Origin of the sequence: Variovorax sp. KBS0712 (assembly GCF_006323185.2) — a bacterium.
Classification (GTDB): Bacteria; Pseudomonadota; Gammaproteobacteria; order Burkholderiales; family Burkholderiaceae_C; genus Variovorax; species Variovorax boronicumulans.
In genome coordinates this window covers 94,063-117,326 of sequence record NZ_VCCD02000004.1, presented here as the reverse complement: position 1 = coordinate 117,326, position 23,264 = coordinate 94,063, and the positions used below count along the sequence as shown (strand labels likewise).

Genomic DNA, 23,264 nt, shown 5'->3' with positions numbered 1-23,264 from the left:
GAGAACGTGTTTGTGAAGAAGACCCTGCGATTCGTGCTTTTCGGGCTGCTGGCCCTCGTCCTGACCGCCCTGGTGGCCATCTTCCTGATCGCCAAGATCGCCCTTGCGCCGGCGGCGGGCGAATGGAGCACCACGGTGAAGGCCGGCCCGCTCTCGTTCGAGATCGGCGTGCCCACCGCGGTGCGCCTGGCGACCTCGTCCTGGTTCGCGCCGCGGCTGAACGGCCACGCGCTCGACACCCGCTTCGGCACCGTGCATTTCACCTGGGACGAGAAAACCGGCCAGCAGCAGATGCGCTGCGCGCCGTGCAGCGCCGACGTGCCGGCGCTGGGCACGCAGCCCATCAAGGTCGAGCGGCTGGTGGCCACCGTGCGGCGCGACGGCAACACGCTGGCCGGCACCTTCGAGGCCACGCCCCAGGCGGCCGACAGCAACGCCCTGCTGCAGGGCACCTGGACCGGCCGCCTCGCGCCGAAGAACCTGCAGCTGGACGTTCGCGTGCAGGACGCGCCCATCGCCCGCTGGTACGCGGTGCTGGTGCCGGCGCTGCCCGAGCTGCAGCGCGCCCGCATCGGCGGCACGCTGGCGCTGCAGGCGCAGCTGCTGCTGCCCGACGCCACCTTCGCGGTGCAGCCGACCATCGGCCAGTTCACGGTCGAAGGGCTGGGCACCGAGGCCATGCTGGGCGCGCGCACCAGCTGCGGCCCGTCGGCCAAGCTGGCCAACGACAGCTGGCTGGCGCGCGCGGTCATCGCGGCGGAAGACCAGCGCTTCTTCAGCCACGCCGGCTACGACCTGACCGAGATCCTGGCCTCGATCGACCACAACCAGAAGCCCGGCCAGACCCGGCGCGGCGGCAGCACGCTCACGCAGCAGCTGGCCAAGCTGCTGGTCACCGGCAGCGACCGCACGGCCGAGCGCAAGCTGCGCGAGCTGCTCTACGCGGTCGAGATGGAGCAGACGCTGGGCAAGGCCCGCATCCTGCAGCTGTACCTGGACAACGCCCCGTGGGGTGGCAACCTCTGCGGCGGCGAGGCCGCGGCGCGGCGCTATTTCAAGCGCAGCGCACGCACGCTCGAACCGGCGCAGGCCGTCTGGCTCGCGGCCATGCTGCACAAGCCGCAGGCCGTGCTGGAGCAATGGCGGCGCGACGGCCAGATCGATCCCGACCGCACCAAGTGGGTGGCCGAGAGCGTGCGCGGCATCAGCCGCAACCAGCGCGAGGCGCTGCTCAAGAGCGTGGCCGCCGCCAAGTACGCGCCACCGGAGGCCGTGCAGTGACGACGAGCGTGGCCCCGCCCGACATCGAGGCCATCGAACGCGCCACCGTGGCGGCGGTAGCTCCCGAGGCCTGCGAGGAACTCGACGGCTGGCTGCTGCCCTTCGACCGCGGCACTGTCAAGCGCGCCCGCTCGGCCGTGCCGCTGCACCGCGACCCGGTGGAAGCCGCCACGCTTGACCGCATCGAAGACCGCTGCGACAGCCGCCAGGTCGCGCCCGCGCTGCGGCTGGCCGACGCCGCCTGCTTCGACACGCTGCGCGCCGAACTCGCGCGCCGGCACTACATGGCCGACAGCCCGACCTGCGTGCAGACCGGCTCGGCGCGGCGCATGCGCGGCCTCGTCGCGGCGGACGTGCGGCTGGCCGACGTCGACGCGACGCCCGACCCGGACTGGGCCGCGCTGTTCCTGGGCGAAGGCTTCGACCCGGTCGACGGCGTGCACCGCGTGCGCTCGCTGTCGCGCGCCACGGGCTCGCTCTTTGCGAGCGTGCGCGAAAACGGCGCCACCGTGGCGGCCGGCGCCATGGCCTTCGGCCACGGCTGGGCCAGCGTGCATGGCATGCGCACTGAACAGTCGCAGCGAGGGCGCGGCCTGGCCGGGCGCGTGCTCGCCGGCCTGGCGCAGGCGGCGCTGGCACGCGGCGTCGAACGGGTGTTCCTGCAGGTCGATGCGCAGAACCAGCCGGCGCTGGCGCTGTACCGCCGCGCGGGCTTCGAGACGCGCTGGCAGTACTGCTATTGGCAGCGCCAGCAGTGGCCGCGCTGAGCTGAACGGCTCCGGGCGGCGGGCATCCCCACCGGTGGCGCGGTCGGGCCTTTGGTGCCACCATGGGCGGCATGACGAACGTCCACGCCCACCACCACCCCACCGATCCCGTCGCCACCCCGCGCGGCATCGACCACATCGTGGCCGGTGTTTCCACCAGTGACGGCGACGGCGTCAAACTCACCCGCGTGCTGCAGCAGCCGCTGCAGAAGCGGCTCGACCCCTACCTGATGCTCGATGCCTTCGGCAGCGACAACCCGGGCGACTACATCGGCGGCTTTCCGAACCACCCGCACCGGGGCTTCGAGACGGTCACCTACATGATCGCCGGGCGCATGCGCCACCGCGACAGCGCGGGCCACGAAGGCCTGCTCGAGAACGGCGGCGTGCAATGGATGACGGCCGGCCGCGGCCTCGTGCACAGCGAGCTGCCCGAGCAGGAAGAAGGTCTGATGGAAGGCTTTCAACTCTGGCTCAACCTGCCCGCCAAGGACAAGATGCGCGAGCCCTGGTACCGCGACATCCGCAGCAGCGAGATCCCCGAGTTCACCACCGCCAGCGGCGCCCACGTGCGCGTGATCGCCGGCACCAGCCACGGCGTCGTGGGCGCGGAGCAGCGCGCGCACACCCAACCGCTGTACCTGGACATCACGCTGCCGCCCGGCGCCGAGTTCGCGCAGCCGCTGCCGCCTGACCACAACGCGCTGGTCTACGTGTTCCGCGAATCGCTGTGGATCGCGGGCAGCGAGGTGCCGACGCGGCGCATGGCCATCCTGGCGAACGACCCCGGCAGCGACGGCACGGTGTTGCGCGCCGGCGCCAGCAACCACAGCCCGGCGCGCGCGCTGCTCATCGCGGGCCGTCCGCTGAACGAGCCCATCGCGCAGTACGGGCCCTTCGTGATGAACACGCCCGAGCAGATCAAGCAGGCGGTGCACGACTTCCAGAACGGCAAGCTGGGCTGAGCCTGTAGTCGCTCGCCTACCGCAAGTCGGCGTCGCGTGCGGTTCGCGCCGGCCGGTGCGCGGCCTAAATTGCGGTCATGCCTCCCACGATACGCAAGGGACAGGCGCCGCCGATGCTGCAGCGCGCCGAGTTCCACGACCGCTTCATGCAGAGCTTCCACGACCCGGCGTTCCGGGCCGAGACCGAGGCGCTGCAGCGCCTGGAAGACATCGCCTGGCAAGCCTACGACGAAGGCCGCAAGGCGCCCGTGACGCGCCGCGCCGGGCCCGGCTATGCCGACCCCGACTACGAACTCTCGGTCGACTGGCTCGACGCCCGCGCGCGCATCGACGCGGCGCAGGACGCCTGGGGCCGGCCCGAGACGCGCTCGCGCGTGCTGCTCGTCAACGGCTCGCCGCGCAACGACGGCACCTGCCCCGGCGAAATCTCCAAGACCTGGCGCCTCACGCAGTGCGCGCGCGAGGTGCTCGAAGGCGGCGGCATCGAGGTCGACGTGCTCGACCTGAGCCGGCTCACGTCGGACTACGGCCGCCACATCCACCCGTGCAAGGGCTGCGTCTCGACCGCGATGCCGCTATGCCACTGGCCCTGCAGCTGCTACCCCAACCACGCGCTGCGCCAGACCGGCGACTGGATGAACGAGATCTACGAACGCTGGGTGGCCGCGCACGGCGTGATCGTGCTCACGCCCACGCACTGGTACCAGGCCGCGAGCCCGCTGAAGCTCATGATCGATCGCCTCGTGTGCGCGGACGGCGGCAATCCCGACCCCACCAGCACGCACGGCAAGAAGCCCGACGAGGCCAAGGCCCTGGAGCTCGAAGGCTGGGGCTACCCCAAGCACCTGGAAGGCCGCGTCTACGGCGTGGTGGTGCACGGCGACGTGGCCGGCCCCGAGGGCCTGCGCCGCAACCTCACGGACTGGCTCGACTGGATGGGCCTGGTCGACGCGGGCGCCCAGGCGCGGCTCGATCGCTACATCGGCTACTACGCGCCCTACGCCACCAGCCACGAGGCGCTGGACGCCGATGCCGACGTGCAGGAAGAGGTGCGCAACGTCGCGCGCGCCGTGGTGCTCGCGGTGGCCGCGTTGCGCGCCGGCAAGCTGCAGGTGCCCGACCGCGGGTTGAAGGCGCCCCGGCCCAAATAAGTCACGCTGCAGGCGGCAGGCCCGCGCTGCGGTTCATGCTTCTTTACGCACGCTCACGTTCGGCTCACGGACGCGTTACAGAGGCGCTCCACACTTCGTCTCACCCGCTGCCCTTTGGTGGCGGACTTCTTCGAAAGGAAGCGACTCTCATGATCTCTCTTCGCCAACGCATCGTCTGGGCCAGCCTGCTGGGTTCGGCCGCCCTCGCCTCTTCGGGTGCCTTCGCTCAGGCGCCGGCCGCCACCGCGCCGTCGACCGCCGCGCCCACGGCCGCCACGGCCCCCGCCGATGCCACCGCCGCACCCAAGGCGCAGCACAAGCGCATGGACCCGGCCCAGCGCATGGAGCGCATGAAGGAGCACCGTGCCAAGCGCCTGGCCGCGCTGAAGGACAAGCTCAAGCTCACCAGCGCCCAGGAAGGCGCGTGGAGCAGCTTCACCGAAGCCAGCCAGCCGCCGGCCGGTGCCGCCCGCCCGCAGCGCATGGACCGCGCCGAGTTCGCCAAGCTGACCACGCCGCAGCGCCTGGAGCACATGCAGGCCCGCCAAGCCGAGCGCAGCGCCCGGTTCGCCAAGCGCGCCGAAGCGACCAAGACCTTCTACGCCGCGCTGACGCCCGAGCAGCAGAAGACCTTCGACGCCGAGACCGCGAAGTTCGCGGGCCACGGCCATCGCTTCCATCGCGGTGGGCATGAAGGCCACCACGGTGCAGCGCCTGCCAAGAGCTGAGGCTGACCAGGCGGCCGGCTGAAGGGAGCCGGCCTCCAGGAAAGGGCAAGAAAAAGCCCGCGATGCGCGAAGCATCGCGGGCTTTTTCGTGGGCGCGCGGTGTTACTGCGGCGTGCCCGTCTTCTCGGTCGGGTTGGTCGGCACCGCCGGGCGTTCGCCCGGCTGGCCGAAGCGCGGCTTCACGTGCTGCGTCTCGGCGCGCACCTCGGCGCGCGAGCGCTCGCCGGTGGGCGACGGCATCGCGTTGGGCTGGTGGTTCACGGTGGTGCTGGCCTCGCCCTTGGGTACCACGCTGTTGGCGTTGTTGCGGTTCTGCGCGCGGGCCTCGGCCTTCACGGCTTCGCGCGAGACGGGCATCGAGCTGTCGCCCGCCATCGGTTCGACGGGCGCCGGTTTCTGGGCCTGGGCGAGGCCCGCGCCCAGCAGGGCGGCGAGCAGCGCGGTGGGGATCGTCAGGCGTTGCAGGGTGGTCATCATGGAAAGCTCCTTTGCAGATGAAAAAAGGCACAAAGCCGAGCGCGTTGGCATTGGCTTTGAAACCACCGTAGGAGCCTCGTTTCGGGCGCTGTGTGGGGGGGCGGCAGGCCTGCCTGTAGGAGCCCGCCGCCCTTGCGTGAAAGGCACGCGAAGAAGGTGGCGCGTTCCTACAGTCGGCGCGGGCGCGGCCACGTACAACGGGAACACCGATGTCCTCCCCCATCACTTCCCCGCTGCCCGAGGCCGCCGTCGCCGCCGCACCGGCCTCGCTCAAGGTCATGACCGTGAACACCCACAAGGGCTTCACGGCGCTGAACCGCCGCTTCATCCTTCCGGAGTTGCGCGACGCGGTGCGCACGGTGGGCGCCGACGTGGTGTTTTTGCAGGAGGTGATGGGTACGCACGCGCGCCATTCGCGCACGGTGAACAACTGGCCGGAGGCGCCGCACTACGAATTCCTGGCCGACACCATGTGGCCGCAGTTCGCCTACGGGCGCAACGCGGTGTATCCGAAGGGGCACCACGGCAACGCCGTGTTGTCGAAGTTTCCGATCGTGCATTTCCGCAATCACGACGTGTCGGTGAGCGGCCCCGAGAAGCGCGGCCTGCTGCACTGCGTGCTGCGCCTGCCCGGGCGCACGGTCGACGTGCATGCGATCTGCGCGCACCTGGGGCTGGCCGAGGCGCACCGCCAGCAGCAGCTGGAGCTGCTGTGCCACATCGTGCGCGACGAGGTGCCGGCCGACGCGCCGCTGATCGTGGCGGGCGACTTCAACGACTGGCGCGCCCGAGCGCACGACGTGCTGGCCGAAGGCGCGTCGCTGCGCGAGGTGTTCGTGCATGCCCACGGCCGCGCCGCGCGCACCTTTCCGGCGCGCCTGCCGCTGCTGCCGCTGGACCGCATCTACGTGCGCAACGCAGGCGCGCACGCGCCCGTGGTGCTGCCGCGCCGGCCGTGGTCGCATCTGTCGGACCATGCCCCGCTGGTGGCGGACATCGACCTGTGAGCAGCGAGGCCCCCATGCGCGACACCCCCGAGCGCGCCGGCCACTGGACCGGCGGCAACCGCATCGACCTGCTGGAGAACGGCGAGGAATTCTTTCCGCGCGTGTTCGAGGCCATCGGCGCGGCGCGGCGCGAAGTGATCATCGAGACCTTCATCCTGTTCGAGGACAAGGTGGGCCTGGCGCTGCATGCGGCCATGCGCGCGGCGGCGCAGCGCGGCGTGAAGGTCGACCTGATGATCGACGGCTTCGGCTCGCCCGACCTCTCGCACGCGTACCTCGAAAGCCTGGCCACGGCCGGCGTCAAGGTGCGCGTGTTCGACCCGGGCCAGCGCTTCCTGGGCCAGCGGCTCAACGTGTTCCGCCGCATGCACCGCAAGATCGTGGTGGTCGACGGCGAACGCGCCTTCGTGGGCGGCATCAACTACTCCGAGGACCACCTGCTCGACTTTGGGCCCAAGGCCAAGCAGGACTACGCGGTCGAGCTGGCCGGGCCGATCGTGGCCGAGATCCATCAGTTCGTGCTGCGCGCGATTGCAGTCGGCGGCAAGGGCGCGGGCTGGTTCCGGCGAAGGCTGAAAAAGGCACCGCCCGCGTCGCAGCTGCAGGCCGCGGCGGGCGAGGCCGACGCGATCTTCGTCACGCGCGACAACCGCCGCCACACCAACGACATCGAGCGCCACTACCGCGCTGCGATCCGCGCCGCGCGCGAGCGCATCGTGATCGCCAACGCGTACTTCTTTCCGGGCTACCGGCTCATCAAGGAGCTGCGGCGCGCGGCGCGGCGCGGCGTCGATGTGCGCCTCATCCTGCAGGGCGAGCCCGACATGCCGATCGTGAAGACGGCCGCCGGCATGCTGTACCACCACCTGCTGCACGCCGGCGTGCGCATCTACGAGTACTGCGACCGGCCGCTGCACGGCAAGGTCGCGCTCATGGACGACCGCTGGAGCACCGTGGGCTCGAGCAACCTCGACCCGCTGAGCCTGTCGCTCAACCTCGAGGCCAACGTGGTGGTGCGCGACACCGCGTTCAACAAGGTGCTGTGGGAGCGCATGGACCATCTCATGCAGCACAGCTGCAAGCAGATCGGCACGCACGACCTGGCCAGCGAGTGGAGTGGCTGGCGGCTGGTGCGCAGCTTCTTCGTCTTCCACTTCTTGCGCTGGTACCCGTCGTGGCTCAACCGCCTGCCGCGTCACGCGCCGCGCCTGACGCCGGCCGAGGCGACCGATCTCATGGCGCAGCAGAAGAAGCGCGGCGACGAGGGCACGGCGCGCACGGAGACGGCATGAGCGCATCCCTGGCCCTCACGCACCGGCCCTGGTGGCCGTGGGCGCGGCGCGTGGCGATCTGGGCCTTCTTCGGCGCCATCGCCTGGTTGCTGCTGAAGCAGGCGCGCACCATCGACTGGGCCGAGGTGTTCGCCGCACTGCGCGCATTGCCGGCGCCCACGCTGCTCGCGGCCGGCGCGCTGGCCGCCGCCAGCTTCGGGCTCTACAGCACCTACGACCTGCTCGGGCGCCACCTCACGAAGCACCGGCTCGGCGCGGGCACCGTGGTCGGCGTGACTTTCATCAGCTACGCCTTCAACCTCAACTTCGGCTCGCTGGTGGGCGGCGTGGCCTTCCGCTACCGGCTGTACTCGCGCCTGGGGCTGGGCAACGAGACCATCACGCGCGTGCTGGGCTTCAGCATGCTGACCAACTGGCTCGGCTACCTCGTGGTGGCCGGCGCGGCCTTCTGCTTCTGGCCGATGGCGCTGCCGCCCGACTGGAAGATCGACGGCGGCGGCCTGCGCATGCTGGGCGCGGTGCTGCTCATGGTGTCGCTGGCCTACCTGGCGCTGTGTGCGTTCTCCGATGGCCACGTCTGGCGCGTGCGCGGCCATGCGCTGCGCACGCCGAGCCTGCCGATGGCCTTGCTGCAGCTGGCGATGTCGTGCGTCAACTGGTCGCTCATCGGCGGCGTGATCTGGGTGCTGCTGCAGGGCGAGGTCGGGTATCCGCAGGTGCTCGCGGTGCTGCTGGTCGCCGCCGTGGCGGGCGTGGTCACGCACGTGCCGGCGGGGCTCGGCGTGCTGGAGGCGGTGTTCGTCGCGCTGCTGGCGCACGAGGTGCCCAGCACCCGGCTGCTGGGCGCGCTGCTGGCCTACCGCGCGCTGTACTACCTGCTGCCGCTGGCCGTGGCGCTGGTCGCCTACCTCGTCACCGAGGCGCGTGCACGGCGTTTGCGCGCGGATGCCGGCAACAACCACAACAAACGTTAAATATTGCCCGCAGAAAGCAATCGATCGGTGAAATGACGGTCAGGAATTGTTGCACTGCAACAATTTTCACTTTGCAGGCCTATAGTGGCCCTCTGTTCCCCTACGTGCCCTCTTCCCATGTCGTCCTTCAGTACCACCGCCCGCGTGGCCAGCCCGCTGATGCAATGGGTCGACCTGGCCCTCAAGACCCACGAGACCCTGCTGTCGTCCGGCACGGTGATCCGCATGCGCACCGAGCGCATCGCCAAAGCCGGGCTCACGCCCAGCGCGGCCGACCTTGCGGAGTTCCAGTTGATGGGCCACGAAAAGCTCGCCGCGGCGAGCGAGTCGGGCCTGGCGATGGCCCGGCAGTGGCACAGCAGCCAGGCCTCGCTGGCCCAGCGCGCATGGCAGCAATGGCTGCAGGGCGCCACGGCGCTCTTCTCGCTGGCCGGCAGCTTCACGCCGGCGCAGGCGGCCACGCACGGCGATGCGCTCGTGCAGGCCACGGCGCGCGGCGCCAGCACGATGGGTCAGCTCACGGGTGTGGCGGCGCGCATTGCGCGCGAAGGCCTCAAGCCGATCCACGCAGCCGCCACGTCGAACGCGCGGCGGTTGCTGGCCGAACTGCAGGCCTGACGCCGCTGCGTTTCAGGGCTGCGCCGGGACCAGCGTCACCAGCGTGATTTCCGACGGCGCGCCGAAACGCTTCGGCGGCCCCCAGTAGCCAGTGCCCCGGCTCACGTAGATCCACATGTCGTGCAGCCGGTGCAGGCCGGCCGTGAACGGCTGCTGCATCGGCACGAACAGGTTCCACGGGAAGAACTGGCCGCCGTGCGTGTGGCCCGACAGCTGCAGCTGGTAGCCGGCCGCGGCCGCCACCGGCGCGCTGCGCGGCTGGTGCGCCAGCAGCACGCGCGTGTGGACCAGCGGTGGCGCGTCGTACAGCGCCAGGTGCGGGTCGCTTGCGTGCGCGGCGTCGAAGTGGCCGGCGGTGAAGTCGGTCACGCCGGCCAGCACCAGCGCGCTTTCGAACAGCTCTTCGTCGGTCTGCGCGCCGCGCACGTTGCGCGTCTGCAGCACCACGTGCTCGTTCAGCAGCACCTTCAGGCCGAGGCGGCGCAGCTCGTCGATCCAGGCGTGCGCGCCCGCGTAGTACTCGTGGTTGCCCGTGACCACGAAAGTGCCGTGGCGCGCGCGCAGCCCTGCCAGTGGCGCGATGTGATCGCGCAGCTCGGGCACGCTGCCGTCGACCAGGTCGCCGGTGATCGCGATGGCGTCGGCGCCGAGCCGGTTCACCGCGTCGACGATGCGCTGGATGTAGCCGTTGCGGATCGTCGGGCCCACGTGGATGTCGCTGAGCTGGGCGATCGTGAAGCCGGCCAGCGCCGCGGGCAGGCCGCGAATGGGCACGTCGACGTGCTTCACGCCGGCCGTGCGGCGCGCGTTGATGAAGCCGATCAGCGACACGCCCGTGGCGAGCGCCAGCACCGCCAGCGCGCTCCACGGCGCGACCGTGTCCCACGGCACCTGCAGGCCGCCGAGCGCGGTTGCCAGCCAGGCCAGCAGCAGGCCGAGGTCGCGCACCAGCGTGAGCACGAACAGCGAGGAGAACCAGCCCATGCTGATCAGGCCGATCCAGTGCAGCGTCTCGCCCGCAGGCTTCGTCTTGCGGTCGGCGCGGTGGCTGCGCGACACGAAGGGCAGCGGCATCGTCACCGCCGATATCGCCAGCAGCACGAGCGCCAGCGGCCACGCAGGCGTGAGCGACGCCAGCGCAGGCAGCAGGCGCAGCGCGATGTAGACGTGCAGCAGCGCGGTCAGGACGCTCAGGGGACGGATCGGCATGAGGACTGGGGGGACGCGGGCATTGCCCGGGACACGTCATCTGCAAGGCGCATGCCGCGCATTCAAGGCGTCGAAGGCTGCCTGGGTCGCTATTTTTTCTATAGCGCAGGGCAACCGGATAGCGGGCGTTGGGGCGCCGCGGGCGTGACGTTTCGGTGTCGGCTGCGGCGCGGCGGCGCCGCGCTTACCGCACCGTGCGCGTGCCGGCCGACGCCATGTCGGTGCCCGCCGGCCATTCGAAGAGCGCCTTGGCCGGCGCACCGGGCGACACCAGCAGCGTCTGCTTGAGCGTCTGGCCGCCGATGCGAGCCTCCACTTCATAGCGACCCGGCTCGAGCCGCGCCACCATGAACGGTCCGCCCGAGACCACGTTGTCGAGCAGCGCGGTGCCGTGGCTGTCGCGCACGGTGACGTGCACACCGGCCGCGAAATCGGCGCGGCGGCCGTCCTTGATCGCGAATTCGAAGCTCGCGGGCCAGCGCGGCGACACGGTTTCCATCAGCTGCGCCTCGTCCTGGCCGATGCCGCCGCTCATGTACTCGACGCCGTGCGCCATGTGGATCGGCGGGTTCATCGCGGCCTGGGCAGGCTGCGCGGAGAGCGCGCCGCCGAGCAGCACCAGCAAGGCGGCGCCGGCCGCCGCGGCCACGGGCCGGGCGTGCGAGAACAGAAACAGGGGGTTGGTGGTGAGAGACATCGGAGCCTTCCTTTCCGGGCGGTAGTGGCGACACGCCACGCAGGAAGGCACTGTGCCGGGCACGACTTAAGGAAGACTTAACTGCGCGCGGGCCGCAGTGGCCCGCGTCGGGTCAGCGCGCGGCGGTTTGTGCCAGCGCCTGGGGCAGCGGTGGCGCGACCGAGGCCATGTCGAAGTTCGACGGCCAGACGAACGAGGCCCGCGCCGGGACGCCGGCGATCACGACCAGCTGCTGCGTGAGCGTGAGTCCGCCGAGCGTCACGTCGACGTCGTAGGCGCCCGGTTCGAGCCGCGCGAGCATGTAGGGCGCTTGGGTCTGCACTTCCATCACCGTCTGGCCCGTGTACTTCTGGCGGATCTGGATCGCCGCTTTGGCCGGGAAGCCCGCCTGCTGCGCGCCCTTGCCGTCGTTCACGCGCAAGTCGATGGTCGCGGCCCAACGGGGCGCCACCATTTCCAGGAAGGCGGCTTCGCCCTTGGCGGCGCCGCCGCACATGTATTCGATGCCCTGCGCGACCTGGATCGGCGGGTTCGAGAACGCATGGGCCGGCGACACGGCCACGAGGAAGGCCGCGGCGATCGATGCGCCGCCCAGAACCAGTGCAGCCACGGGCTGTTGGAAACGCTTGGGGTTCATTGCTCTGTGTGTCCTCGATCTTGCGTGACAGGAAATCCGTCAGGAATTTTGCTTAGCAAGAGTCGGGCTAGATATAGCGTTTACGAGGAAGCTTCTGCGTTGCGCAGGTGAATGCTATTGTTTTCATAGCTGGTGACGCCCGTGTGACGGGCGTCAGTTCCGCTTTTCGGGTGTCTTTCATCGGAAACCCTGAGACGGGGCTCGCGGGCGCGCCGCGCACGAGCGCTTTCCGGTCCGTCGCCGGCCCCGCGGCCTGTGCTGAATTGGCAACAAAAGACGGAATTGGTGCGCAATTGACTGGGCATTCCCTAGCTATTGGCGGGCGCGCAAAGAAATTAGGCTCGGCGCTTCCTTTCAAAGCGCGCAAACCAAATGCTTCATTCAAATCGCCGATTCGTTTTTTTGCTGATGGGTTTGGGACTGGCCGCCCAGGCAAGCGCAGAGCCGCCGGTGCCGATCCGGATCGGCGTCATCGGCCCTTTCACCGGGCCGTCGGCCGATTTCGGTGTGCCCATGCTCAACGGCGTGAAGATGGCCGTCGACGAAATCAATGCCGTGGGCGGGTATCTGGGCCGCTCGCTCGAACTGGTGATCAAGGACGACCAGGCCAATCCGGACACCGGCCGCTCGCAATCCCAGGCCCTCGTCAATGAAAAAGTGGTCGCCACCATCGGCTTCTGCAACACCGGCGTGGCGATGAATTCATTGGCCGTTTTCAATGACGCGAAATTGCCGCTGATCGTGCCTTGCGCCACCGGCTCGCCATTGACGTCGACCTATCCGCCGGCCACGAGTTATGTATTTCGCACCTCGCCCAAGGACAGCATCCAGGCCCCTTTCGTGGTCGACGACCTGCTGGCGCGCGGCTGGAAACGGGTCGCCGTGCTGCACGACAGCACCGGCTACGGCGAGGCGGGCGCCAAGGACGTCGAGAAGGCGCTGGCGGCCAAGCACCTCAAGCCCGTGTACGTGGGGAAATTTCCGCTCGGCGTGAAAGACCTGACGAAAGAGCTGTCGGAGGCCAAAGCGGCCGGCGCGGACATCATCTTCAGCTACACCGTGGGCCCCGAGAACGCCGTCATCGCGCGCAGCCGGCAGGCCTTGAACTGGAAGGTGCCGCAGGTCGGTGCCTGGACGCTGTCCTTCCCGTCCTTCATCGAGGGCGCCCGCGAAGCGTCCGAAGGCGCGCTGATGGCGCAGAGCTTCATCGCCGAGCCGAGCAACGAACGCCGCTCGTCGTTTCTCTCCAACTACGCGCGCAAATTCAACACCAAGCGCATCCCGGTGCCGATGGCCGCCGCGCAGGCCTACGACGCCACCTACCTGCTGGCCCACGCGATGTTCAACGTGCCCAGCGGCAAGCTCGAAGGCCCGTTCATCAAGGCCGCGCTCGAGCAGCCCAAGCGGCCCTACTACGGCGTGGTCACGACCTACGACAAGTCGTTCTCGGAAAGCGACAAGGACGCGCTGTCGCCCAACATGCTGGTGATGGGCGTGGTGCGTAACGGGCAGATCACCTTCGCGTACCCGGAGGATGCGAAGCGCAACCTGTTCGTGCAGCGCAAGCAGTAGGAGGAGTCAAAAAAAAAGGGCGCTTGCAGGCGCCCTTTGGTGAACAGCGCGACACCGCCGGTGCCGCGCCATCGATCGATCGATCAGACGTCGATGTTCGCCGCGCGCAGCGCGTTCTGCTCGATGAACTCGCGGCGCGGTTCCACCTCGTCGCCCATCAGCATCGTGAACACGCGGTCGGCTTCGATCGCGTCGTCGATCTGCACGCGCAGCAGGCGACGCACGGTCGGGTCCATGGTGGTTTCCCACAGCTGCTCGGGGTTCATCTCGCCCAGGCCCTTGTAGCGCTGGCGCGAGGTGGCGCGTTCGGCTTCGCCGATCAGCCACTTCATGGCCTGGCGGAAGTCGTCGACCTTCTCTTCCTTGCCGCGTTCGCCCTCGCCGCGCTTGACCAGCGCGCCTTCGGCGCTCAGCAGGCCGCGGAAGGTGTTGGCGGCCTGCGCCAGCGCGTCGTAGTCGGCGCCGTGCACGAAGTCCTGCGAGATCACGCTGGACTTGATGTTGCCGTGATGGCGGCGGCTGATGCGCAGCAGCGGCTTGTCGGTGCGGGCGTCGAACTCGCTGCTCACCTCGGCCGGCACGCCGGTCGTGTTGAGTTCGCGCAGCTTGGCCTGCAGCGCCACGGCCGAGGCCTCGGCGGCGGCCGGCGTGTCGAGGTCGAGCGCCACGCCGTCGGCGATGGCGCGCAGCGCTTCGGCGTCCATGAAGTTGCGCAGGCGCGCAATCACGGCCTCGGCCACCTGGTGCTTGCGCGCCAGCTCGGCCAGGGTGTCGCCCGACAGCGTGGTCGAGGCGGCACCGCCGGTCTCGATGCTCGCGTCCTTCAGTGCCACCTTGAGCAGGAACGCGTCGAGCGCGGGGCCGTCCTTCAGGTACTGCTCTTCCTTGCCGACCTTCACCTTGTACAGCGGCGGTTGCGCGATGTAGATGTGGCCGCGTTCGACCAGCTCGGGCATCTGGCGGTAGAAGAACGTGAGCAGCAGCGTGCGGATGTGGGCGCCGTCCACGTCGGCGTCGGTCATGATGATGATGCGGTGGTAACGCAGCTTGGCGACGTTGAAGTCGTCCGCGCCGCCGCCCGCGGTGGTCGCACCGGCGCGGCCGATGCCGGTGCCCAGCGCGGTGATCATCGTGAGAATTTCGTTGCTGGTGAGCAGCTTCTCGTAGCGGGCCTTCTCGACGTTCAGGATCTTGCCGCGCAGCGGCAGGATGGCCTGGAACTTCCGGTCGCGGCCCTGCTTGGCGGAACCGCCGGCGGAGTCGCCCTCCACCAGGTAGACCTCGCACAGGGCGGGGTCCTTTTCCTGGCAGTCGGCCAGCTTGCCGGGCAGGCCCATGCCGTCGAGCACGCCCTTGCGGCGCGTCATTTCGCGGGCCTTGCGGGCGGCTTCGCGGGCGCGGGCGGCTTCCACGATCTTGCCGCAGATGATCTTGGCGTCGTTCGGGCGCTCCTGCAGGTAGTCGGTGAGCAGGCGGCCGACGATGTCTTCCACCGGTGCGCGCACTTCGCTGGACACCAGCTTGTCCTTGGTCTGGCTGGAGAACTTGGGCTCGGGCACCTTCACGCTCAGCACGCAGCATAGGCCTTCGCGCATGTCGTCGCCGGTGACCTCGACCTTCGCTTTTTTCGCGAACTCGTTCTCTTCGATGTACTTGTTGATGACGCGGGTCATCGCGGCGCGCAGGCCCGTGAGGTGGGTGCCGCCGTCACGCTGCGGGATGTTGTTGGTGAAACAGAGGACCTGCTCGTTGTAGCCGCTGTTCCACTGCATCGCCACTTCGACGCCGATGTGCGTGCCGGGGATGCCGCCGTAGGTGTCGGCCGGCTTCTCGCCCGCTGCGTAGAACGAGTTCGGGTGCAGGACGGTCTTGCCCTTGTTGATGAATTCCACGAAGCCGCGCACGCCGCCGGCGCCGGAGAAGTCGTCTTCCTTGCCGGTGCGCTCGTCGAGCAGGCGGATGCGCACGCCGTTGTTCAGGAAGCTCAACTCGCGCAGGCGCTTGCTCAGGATTTCGTAGTGGAAATCGTTGTTTTCCTTGAAGATTTCCGTGTCGGGCAGGAAGTGCACTTCGGTGCCGCGCTTGTCGGTGTCGCCGATGACCTTCATGGGCGAGACCTCGAAGCCGTTCACGGTCTCGAGCAGGCGGTTCTGCACGAAGCCGCGGCTGAATTCGAGCTCGTGGATCTTGCCTTCGCGGCGCACGATGAGGCGCAGCTTCACGCTCAGCGCGTTCACGCAACTCACGCCCACGCCGTGCAGGCCGCCCGAGACCTTGTAGCTGTTCTGGTTGAACTTGCCGCCGGCGTGCAGTTCGGTGAGGGCGATTTCAGCAGCCGAGCGCTTGGGCTCGTGCTTGTCGTCCATCTTCACGCCCGTGGGAATGCCGCGGCCGTTGTCGGTGACGGAGATCGAGTTGTCGGAGTGGATCGTGACGACGATGTCGTCGCAATGGCCCGCGAGCGCTTCGTCGATGGAGTTGTCCACCACTTCGAACACGAGGTGGTGCAGGCCCGTGCCGTCGGAGGTGTCGCCGATGTACATGCCCGGGCGCTTGCGCACGGCTTCCAGACCTTCGAGGATCGTGATCGCACCTTCGCCGTAGCTGGAGTCGGCGGGGACGCCTTCGGGCGCCACGATCTGGATTTCGGGGGTATAGACCGGCTCGGTGTGCGGCACGTCGGGCTTGTTCTCTTCTGCACTCATTCGGATATTCCTCTGTCTCTCACGGGTTTCCCGTGATTTTTCGGGCTCTCAAAAGCTCAATTCGCCGCCTCTTGAAAGCGCAAACCCGCGGGGGGCCGCGGGTCGTGTGCGCAAGGCGCTCTGTTTTCCAGGGTCTAGATGCGCATCGGCATCACGACGTACTTGAAAGATGCGTTCTCGGGGATGGTTAACAAGGCCGAGCTGTTGGAGTCGGCCAGGTCCAGCTTGACCATGTCCTGGTCCATGTTCGACAGCGCGTCGATCAGGTAGGTGACGTTGAAGCCGATCTCGATGCTGTCGCCGCCGTAGTCGATGTCGAGCTCGTCCTGGGCTTCTTCCTGCTCGGCGTTGTTCGACGCGATGCGCAGCGTGCCCGGCTCGATGTTCAGGCGCACGCCCTTGAACTTCTCGCTGGTCAGGATGGCGGTGCGCTGCAGGCTGGCCAGGAGCGGCGCGCGGCCGAGCGTGACGGTGTTCTTGTGGTTCTTGGGAATCACGCGGTTGTAGTCGGGGAACTTGCCCTCGACCAGCTTGGTGACGAACTCCATGCCGCCGAAGCTGAACTTGGCCTGGTTGTTCGCGAACTGCATCTCGATGGCGCCTTCGGCGTCGGACAGGAGGCGCTGCATTTCGAGCACGGTCTTGCGCGGCAGGATCACTTCCTGGCGCGGCACTTCGACGTCGAGCATGGCCGAGGAGAACGCCAGGCGGTGGCCGTCGGTGGCCACCAGGCTCAGCTGCTTGCCTTCGGCCACGAACAGGATGCCGTTCAGGTAGTAGCGGATGTCGTGCACGGCCATCGCGAACGAGACCTGCGAGAGCAGGTCTTTCAGCGTTTTTTGCGGCACGCTGAACACGGGGCCGAAATTGGCGGCTTCCTGCACCAGCGGGAAGTCTTCGGCGGGCAGCGACTGCAGCGTGAAGCGGCTCTTGCCGCCCTTGAGCACGAGCTTGCTGGCGCTCGACTCGAGGCTCACGGTCTGGTCGGCCGGCATGGTGCGCAGGATGTCGATCAGCTTGCGCGCACCGATGGTGGTCGTGAAGTTGCCCTCGTCGCCACCGAGCTCGGCGGTGGTGCGGATCTGGATCTCGAGGTCGCTGGTGGTCAGCTGCAGCTGGCCGCCGGTCTTGCGGATCAGCACATTGGCCAGGATCGGCAGGGTGTGACGCCGCTCCACGATGCCGGCCACCGACTGCAGCGCGGCAAGAACTTTGTCTTGGGTTGCCTTCAAAACGATCATGTCTTCTTCCTCTTCTCTTATCTCTTTGAATCAGCTTTCAGGACGCCATTCTCCGCTGTCGCGAGGGGCGTTCTTGATGACATTCGGCTTCAGCCTTTGAGGGTCTGTTCGAGGACGTGCAGCTGCTGGTTGAGTTCGGTGAGCTGCTGGCGCTCGCCCGAAATCTTTCGCACTGCGTGGAGCACCGTCGTGTGGTCGCGACCGCCGAACAGCTCGCCGATTTCCGGCAGGCTCTTCTGCGTGAGCTCCTTGGCCAGGTACATCGCGATCTGCCGCGGCCGCGCAATGCTGGCCGGGCGTTTCTTGCTGTACATGTCGGCGACCTTGATCTTGTAGTAGTCGGCCACCGTCTTCTGGATATTTTCGACCGATATCTGCCGATTCTGGATCGACAGCAGGTCGCGCAGCGCCTCGCGTGCCAGGGCGATCGAGATCTCCTTCTGGTTGAAGCGCGAGTACGCCAGGATCTTGCGCAGCGCGCCTTCGAGCTCGCGCACGTTGGAGCGCACGTTCTTGGCCACGAAGAAGGCGACTTCCTCGGGCATTTCGGTGCCTTCGACGCGGGCCTTGTTGATCAGAATCGCCACGCGCATCTCGAGCTCGGGCGGCTCGATCGCCACCGTGAGGCCCGAATCGAAGCGCGACACCAGCCGCTCGTGGATGTCGGCCAGCCCCTTGGGGTAGGTGTCGCTGGTCATCACGATGTGCGACTTCTTGGCCAGCAGGGCCTCGAAGGCGTTGAAGAACTCTTCCTGCGTGCGGTCCTTGTTGGCGAAGAACTGCACGTCGTCGATCAGCAGCAGATCGAGCGAGTGGTAGCGTTCCTTGAACTCATCGAAAGTCTTGCGCTGATAGGCCTTGACCACATCCGACACGAACTGCTCGGCGTGGATGTAGAGAACTTTGGAATCGGGCCGGTCGGCCAGCAGCCGGTTACCCACAGCGTGCATCAGGTGGGTCTTGCCCAGGCCGACGCCGCCGTAGATGAAAAGCGGGTTGTACAGGTGCCCCGGCATGCCGGCCACGTGCATGGCCGCGGCGCGCGCCATGCGGTTGGCCGTGCCCTCGACCAGGGTGTCGAAAGTGAGCCCCGAATTGAGACGGTTCTTGAAGCCGGCGGCCGCCGGTTCCTCGCCCGGGCCGGCCACGTCGCGCGGCACATCCGTTTCGGCCATGATGGCCATGGGTGCAACACGGACGGGGGTTTCTCGCGGAGCGAGCGCTAACTCGATGGTGACCGGCTGGCCGTACATCTTCTCGGCCATGGCCGCGATCTTGCCCGCGTACTGGGCACGGATCCAGTCGAGCTTGAAGCGGTTGGCGACGAACACCGTCATGCGCGAAAGGTCGTCGGCGACCTGCGCGGTGAGGGGCTTGATCCAGGTGTTGAACTGCTGCTCGGACAGCTCCTGCGCGAGCTGGTCGACGCAGGCCTGCCACAGGCTTTCGCCGATGCCGTCAGTCGACATGGGCGCTTGAAAAAGTGATGGAACCCTCGGGCATTTCTTGTATAGGTATTGTGGATATTCTCTGCTGGAAGGCGCTGGGCATTCTAACTTGTCAAAACCTTATCCACATGCTGCGCTGCACATGGAAAGGCCCGCAAATCCAGTCGAAGATTGTTCCGGCGGCCAATGTTTGCGATAATTGCGGGTTTCCCTGAAAAGCCTTCACAGCGTCTTTCGGGGGCCATCCGAAACTCGCTCCCCCAGCGCTCGCCGGGTTTTTGCATGCCTTCATGCGGAAACCGGCGCAAACAGGGAATCAGGAAACCATCATGAAACGCACTTACCAAGCATCCAAAGTCCGCCGCGCCCGTACCCACGGCTTTCTGGTCCGCATGAAGACCCGTGGCGGCCGCGCCGTGATCAACGCACGCCGCGCCAAGGGCCGCAAGCGCCTGGCCGTCTGACGGCACCCCACCTGCCGTTGTCAGCCGCCGACACGTCCGCGCAGGCTCCTGCAGCCTCTGCGCCTGGCCCCGCCAGCAGCGACGTCCGCGGCCCGGCTTCCTTGCAGCGGCTCAAGACCCGCGCGCAATTCCAGGCCGTCCTCGCAGGTGCCACCGTGGCGCGCACTGCCCATTTCGCATTGCACCGCTGTGCGCTCGATGTTTCCCCATCGGGCGCCGCTTCGCTGTTTCCGTCCGATGAGGTCTGGCTGGGCGCCATGGTGCCCAAGCGCTGGGCACGCCGCGCGGTGACGCGCAACGCCATCAAGCGCCAGATCTACGCCGTGAGCGCCGCGCCCGGCGTCGTGTTGCCGCGTGCCGCGCACGTGGTGCGTCTGCGCGCCGGTTTCGATCGCAAGGCGTTCGTGAGCGCCTCCTCGGACAAGCTCAAGGCCGCCGTGCGCGCCGAGCTCCAGCAATTGCTGGCGCGCGCCGGGCGTCCGCCGGCACCGGCCGCCGCCTCCCCCGCTCCTGCCTCCGCATGAAACGCCTGCTGATCGGCCTCGTGAAGGGCTACCGCCTGCTGCTGAGCCCCTGGCTCGGGCAGTCGTGCCGCTTCACGCCGACCTGCTCGGTGTATTCGATCGAGGCGCTGGAAGTGCACGGCGCGCTCAAGGGCAGCTACCTGACGCTGCACCGCATCGCGCGCTGCCAGCCCTGGTGCCAGGGCGGCCACGATCCGGTTCCACCGAAATCTCAGCGTCGCACTGACAAGTCAGGATCGCTGTTTTCGTCTCTTCTCTCCTCCGACAAGAAGTCTTCGTCATGAACGATATCCGCCGCACGATCCTGTGGGTGATTTTTGGTTTCTCGCTCGTGCTGCTGTGGGACCAATGGCAGGTCTTCAACGGCAACAAGCCGACCTTCCTGCCGTCGACCAAGCCCGCCGCCACGGCGCCGGCCACGGGCAGCGCTGCCAACAACGGCGTGCCGACCGCGGCTGCCGCAGCCGGCGGCACCGCGGGCGCCGTGCCCACGCAGGCGGCCCCGGCCGCGCCGCGCGAGCAGGTCGTGGTGACCTCCGACCTGTTCAAGGCGACGATCGACAGCGAAGGCGCCACGGTCAACCATCTCGAACTGCTCAAGTACGACGAAGCCGACCGCACCAAGCGCGTCGTGCTGTTCGAAAACGGCTCGCCCGCCACGCGTTACGTGGCGCAGACCGGCCTGCTGAACCCCGTGGCCGGCGACGCCTTCCCCAACCACCTGACGGCCATGACGCCCAAGGCCGGTCCGCGCGCGATGGCCGACGGCCAGAACACGCTCGAGGTGAGCTTCGAAAGCGCCCCGGTCGGTGGCCTGAAGTACATCAAGACCTACGTGTTCAAGCGTGACGACTACGTCATCGGCGTGCGCCACGAAGTGGTCAACGTGAGCGACCAGCCGCGCGACGCGCAGCTGTACATGCAGCTGCTGCGCCACGGCACCGTGGCCGCCGGCACCATGTTCGGCACCAACACCTTCACCGGCCCGGCCGCGTACACCAACGAGAAGAAGTTCCACAAGCTCGACTTCAAGGACATCGCCAAGGGCAAGGTCGAGCCGCCGCCGCCGGCCAACGACGGCTGGATCGCGATGGTGCAGCATTACTTCGCGTCGGCCTGGCTGCTCAAGGGCGACCCGGCCAGCGAACAGCTGCGCCGCGAATTCCGCGTGAAGGACCTGGGTGACAACCTCTTCACCGTCGCCATGGTGGCCACGCTGCCGAAGATCGCCCCGGGCGCCACGCAGGTCGTGAACAGCGCGCTGTTCGCCGGCCCCGAGGAAGAAAAGAAGCTCGAAGCCATCGCCCCCGGCCTGGACCTGGTGAAGGACTACGGCATCTTCGCGATCATCTCCAAGCCGCTGTACTGGCTGCTCACGCAGCTGCACGGCATCCTGGGCAACTGGGGCTGGTCGATCGTGGCGCTGGTGGTGCTGCTGAAGGCGGCCTTCTACTGGCTCAACGCCAAGGCCTACGCCAGCATGGCCAAGATGAAGGCCATCAACCCGAAGATCATGGAAATGCGCGAGCGGCTGAAGGACAAGCCGCAGGAAATGCAGCAGGAAATGATGCGGATCTACAAGACCGAAAAGGTCAATCCGATGGGCGGCTGCTTCCCGATCGTGATCCAGATCCCGGTGTTCATCGCGCTGTACTGGGTGCTGCTGTCGTCGGTTGAAATGCGCCACGCCCCGTGGATCGGCTGGATCACCGACCTGTCGGCACCCGATCCCTGGTACATCCTGCCGATCGTGATGACGGCCACCTCGCTGTTCCAGACCTGGCTCAACCCGACGCCGCCCGATCCGATGCAGGCCAAGCTGATGTGGATCATGCCGCTCGCGTTCAGCGTGATGTTCATCTTCTTCCCGGCCGGCCTGGTGCTGTACTGGATCACGAACAACGTGCTGTCGATCGCGCAGCAGTGGTTCATCAACAAGCGGCTGGGCGTGCTGGGCAAGTAAGCCAGCCGGCCTTCGCCACCCGCAAAGGGCCGCATCCGCGGCCCTTTGCTTTTTGCTGAAAGAATCGCGCTGTCATGACCCTCGCCCGCACCACCGATCCCATCGTCGCCATCGCCACCGCCCCGGGGCGCGGGGCGGTCGGCATCGTTCGCGTGTCGGGCGCCCGGCTGGCGCCGCTGGTCGAGGCGCTGTGCGCCCGGGCGCTCAAGCCGCGCGAAGCCACCTACCTGCCCTTTCGCGATGCGCAGGGCGAGCCGGTCGACCACGGCCTGGCGATCCATTTCCCGACGCCGCACTCCTACACCGGCGAAGACGTGCTCGAACTGCAGGCGCACGGCGGCCCGGTCGTGCTGCAGCTCTTGTTGTCGCGCTGCCTCGAGGCCGCGGCCGAAATCGATCCGGCCACCGGCCGCCCGCGCCTGCCCGGCCTGCGCGTCGCCGAGCCGGGCGAGTTCAGCCAGCGCGCCTTTCTCAACGGCAAGATCGACCTGGCCCAGGCCGAGGCCATCGCCGACCTGATCGACGCCAGCACCGAGGCGGCCGCGCGCAGCGCCGGGCGCTCGCTGTCGGGCGCCTTCTCGCGCGAGATCCACACGCTGCGCGATGCGCTGATCCACCTGCGCATGCTGGTCGAGGCCACGCTCGACTTCCCCGAGGAAGAGATCGACTTCCTCCAGAAAGCCGACGCGACCGGCCAGCTGCAACGGCTTCAGGCGCAGCTGGCCGCCGTGCAACAGCGCGCCAAGCAAGGCGCGTTGCTGCGCGAAGGCATCAAGGTGGTGATCGCGGGCCAGCCCAACGCCGGCAAGAGTTCGCTGCTCAACGCGCTGGCCGGTGCCGAGCTGGCCATCGTGAGCGCCATCGCGGGCACCACGCGCGACGTGGTCTCGCAGACCATCCAGATCCACGGCGTGCCGCTGCATGTGGCCGACACCGCGGGCTTGCGCGACAGCACCGACGAGGTCGAGCAGATCGGCGTGGCGCGCGCCTGGGGGCAGATCGAAAGCGCCGACGCCGTGCTGTTCCTGCACGACCTCACGCGCGCCGGCCAGCCCGACTACGCCGCTGCCGACGCCGAGATCCTGGCCGGCCTGCGGCGCAAGCTGCCGGCGAGCGTGCCGGTGCTCGATGTGTGGAACAAGCAGGACGCGGCGGCGTCGGCCGCGCCGCCGTCCGAAGGCATCGCCCTGTCGGCCAAGACCGGTGCGGGCATCGAGGCGCTGCGCGATCAGCTGCTCGCCATGGCCGGCTGGCAGGCCGTGCCCGAGGGCGTCTACCTGGCGCGCGCACGCCACGTCCAGGCGCTGGCCCGCGTCGAGACGCACCTCGCGCTGGCGGCCGCCCACCTGGCGGCGCAGGCCCAGCTGCTCGACCTGCTGGCCGAGGAGCTGCGGCTGGCGCAGAACGCGCTCAATGAGATCACCGGCGAGTTCGGCGCGGACGACCTGCTGGGGGTCATCTTTTCGCGCTTCTGTATCGGGAAATAGCGACACATGCGTGCGCTTCGCCGGTGAAAGCGTAAACAGTTGTAGCCGAACCTCGGG

General features: G+C 68.1%; 22 protein-coding genes. 15 read left to right on the top strand and 7 right to left on the bottom strand.

Translation table 11 applies throughout. The features are described from left to right. Positions 1-12 precede the first annotated feature (12 nt). The 5 genes from FFI97_RS28755 to FFI97_RS28735 all read left to right on the top strand — a co-directional run bounded on the left by FFI97_RS28755 (position 13) and on the right by FFI97_RS28735 (position 4,892). Positions 13-1,281, top strand: a complete 1,269-nt coding sequence (locus FFI97_RS28755; RefSeq protein WP_139702967.1) for a biosynthetic peptidoglycan transglycosylase — start codon at positions 13-15, stop codon at positions 1,279-1,281. Then, a complete protein-coding gene (locus FFI97_RS28750; protein ID WP_139702966.1) occupies positions 1,278-2,048 on the top strand; it encodes a GNAT family N-acetyltransferase in 771 nt (256 codons plus the stop codon). Before FFI97_RS28755 ends, FFI97_RS28750 begins: the two co-directional genes overlap by 4 nt. Positions 2,049-2,119: 71 nt before the next feature. Further along, positions 2,120-3,013, top strand: coding sequence for a pirin family protein (locus FFI97_RS28745; protein ID WP_139702965.1), 894 nt, complete (start codon positions 2,120-2,122; stop codon positions 3,011-3,013). A gap of 77 nt (positions 3,014-3,090) precedes the next feature. Further along, positions 3,091-4,164, top strand: a complete 1,074-nt coding sequence (locus FFI97_RS28740; protein WP_139702964.1) for a flavodoxin family protein — start codon at positions 3,091-3,093, stop codon at positions 4,162-4,164. Positions 4,165-4,313: 149 nt separating this feature from the next. Next, on the top strand, positions 4,314-4,892 hold the full coding sequence (locus FFI97_RS28735) for a Spy/CpxP family protein refolding chaperone (RefSeq protein WP_095743018.1): 579 nt from the start codon (positions 4,314-4,316) through the stop codon (positions 4,890-4,892). Between the two features lie 102 nt (positions 4,893-4,994). Here the strand turns inward: FFI97_RS28735 and FFI97_RS28730 are convergent, their stop codons facing one another. Next, positions 4,995-5,369 carry a serine/threonine protein kinase gene (locus FFI97_RS28730; protein ID WP_235944255.1) on the bottom strand — a complete coding sequence of 125 codons (375 nt, stop codon included), beginning with the start codon at positions 5,367-5,369 and terminating at the stop codon, positions 4,995-4,997. Between the two features lie 209 nt (positions 5,370-5,578). Here FFI97_RS28730 and FFI97_RS28725 point away from each other — a divergent pair, with 209 nt between their 5' ends. The 4 genes from FFI97_RS28725 (at position 5,579) to FFI97_RS28710 (ending at position 9,260) form a co-directional block, all read left to right on the top strand. Then, a complete protein-coding gene (locus tag FFI97_RS28725) occupies positions 5,579-6,376 on the top strand; it encodes an endonuclease/exonuclease/phosphatase family protein (RefSeq protein WP_062480435.1) in 798 nt (265 codons plus the stop codon). 14 nt (positions 6,377-6,390) lie between these two features. After that, entirely contained in the window at positions 6,391-7,668 is a 1,278-nt protein-coding gene (clsB, locus tag FFI97_RS28720) for a cardiolipin synthase ClsB (protein ID WP_139702963.1), read from the top strand. Beyond that, a complete protein-coding gene (locus tag FFI97_RS28715) occupies positions 7,665-8,642 on the top strand; it encodes a lysylphosphatidylglycerol synthase domain-containing protein (protein ID WP_139702962.1) in 978 nt (325 codons plus the stop codon). The genes clsB and FFI97_RS28715 overlap by 4 nt, the downstream gene beginning before the upstream one ends. A gap of 117 nt (positions 8,643-8,759) precedes the next feature. Beyond that, complete coding sequence (locus tag FFI97_RS28710; protein ID WP_139702961.1) at positions 8,760-9,260, top strand: polyhydroxyalkanoate granule-associated phasin; 501 nt, start codon at positions 8,760-8,762, stop codon at positions 9,258-9,260. A gap of 12 nt (positions 9,261-9,272) precedes the next feature. On the opposite strand, the gene FFI97_RS28705 is transcribed toward FFI97_RS28710, so the two are convergent. The 3 genes from FFI97_RS28705 to FFI97_RS28695 form a co-directional block, all read right to left on the bottom strand. Next, complete coding sequence (locus tag FFI97_RS28705; RefSeq protein WP_185993747.1) at positions 9,273-10,469, bottom strand: metallophosphoesterase; 1,197 nt, start codon at positions 10,467-10,469, stop codon at positions 9,273-9,275. A gap of 184 nt (positions 10,470-10,653) precedes the next feature. Then, positions 10,654-11,166: a hypothetical protein gene (locus FFI97_RS28700; protein ID WP_139702960.1), complete on the bottom strand. Its 513-nt coding sequence runs from the start codon at positions 11,164-11,166 to the stop codon at positions 10,654-10,656. A 112-nt stretch (positions 11,167-11,278) separates the two neighbouring features. Further along, positions 11,279-11,803: a hypothetical protein gene (locus FFI97_RS28695; RefSeq protein ID WP_139702959.1), complete on the bottom strand. Its 525-nt coding sequence runs from the start codon at positions 11,801-11,803 to the stop codon at positions 11,279-11,281. A 408-nt stretch (positions 11,804-12,211) separates the two neighbouring features. Between FFI97_RS28695 and FFI97_RS28690 the strand changes: the two genes are divergently transcribed. After that, entirely contained in the window at positions 12,212-13,375 is a 1,164-nt protein-coding gene (locus FFI97_RS28690; protein WP_139702958.1) for an ABC transporter substrate-binding protein, read from the top strand. A gap of 83 nt (positions 13,376-13,458) precedes the next feature. Here FFI97_RS28690 and gyrB read toward each other — a convergent pair whose 3' ends face one another. The 3 genes from gyrB to dnaA form a co-directional block, all read right to left on the bottom strand. Beyond that, complete coding sequence (gyrB, locus tag FFI97_RS28685; protein WP_062480420.1) at positions 13,459-16,080, bottom strand: DNA topoisomerase (ATP-hydrolyzing) subunit B; 2,622 nt, start codon at positions 16,078-16,080, stop codon at positions 13,459-13,461. Between the two features lie 134 nt (positions 16,081-16,214). Then, complete coding sequence (dnaN, locus tag FFI97_RS28680; protein WP_056574900.1) at positions 16,215-17,321, bottom strand: DNA polymerase III subunit beta; 1,107 nt, start codon at positions 17,319-17,321, stop codon at positions 16,215-16,217. 89 nt (positions 17,322-17,410) lie between these two features. Next, on the bottom strand, positions 17,411-18,790 hold the full coding sequence (gene dnaA, locus FFI97_RS28675; protein ID WP_062480418.1) for a chromosomal replication initiator protein DnaA: 1,380 nt from the start codon (positions 18,788-18,790) through the stop codon (positions 17,411-17,413). Positions 18,791-19,098: 308 nt separating this feature from the next. On the opposite strand from dnaA, the gene rpmH reads away from it, so the two are divergent. The 5 genes from rpmH (at position 19,099) to mnmE (ending at position 23,207) form a co-directional block, all read left to right on the top strand. Next, positions 19,099-19,233, top strand: coding sequence for a 50S ribosomal protein L34 (rpmH, locus tag FFI97_RS28670; protein WP_007834827.1), 135 nt, complete (start codon positions 19,099-19,101; stop codon positions 19,231-19,233). Between the two features lie 101 nt (positions 19,234-19,334). Next, the gene (locus tag FFI97_RS28665) at positions 19,335-19,757 is read left to right on the top strand and encodes a ribonuclease P protein component (RefSeq protein WP_062480416.1); all 423 of its coding nucleotides are present in this window, start codon (positions 19,335-19,337) and stop codon (positions 19,755-19,757) included. Further along, positions 19,754-20,041 carry a membrane protein insertion efficiency factor YidD gene (yidD, locus tag FFI97_RS28660; RefSeq protein ID WP_056574909.1) on the top strand — a complete coding sequence of 96 codons (288 nt, stop codon included), beginning with the start codon at positions 19,754-19,756 and terminating at the stop codon, positions 20,039-20,041. The genes FFI97_RS28665 and yidD overlap by 4 nt, the downstream gene beginning before the upstream one ends. Further along, entirely contained in the window at positions 20,038-21,720 is a 1,683-nt protein-coding gene (yidC, locus tag FFI97_RS28655) for a membrane protein insertase YidC (protein WP_139702957.1), read from the top strand. The genes yidD and yidC overlap by 4 nt, the downstream gene beginning before the upstream one ends. A 74-nt stretch (positions 21,721-21,794) precedes the next feature. Continuing rightward, the gene (mnmE, locus tag FFI97_RS28650) at positions 21,795-23,207 is read left to right on the top strand and encodes a tRNA uridine-5-carboxymethylaminomethyl(34) synthesis GTPase MnmE (RefSeq protein ID WP_139702956.1); all 1,413 of its coding nucleotides are present in this window, start codon (positions 21,795-21,797) and stop codon (positions 23,205-23,207) included. Positions 23,208-23,264 lie beyond the last annotated feature (57 nt).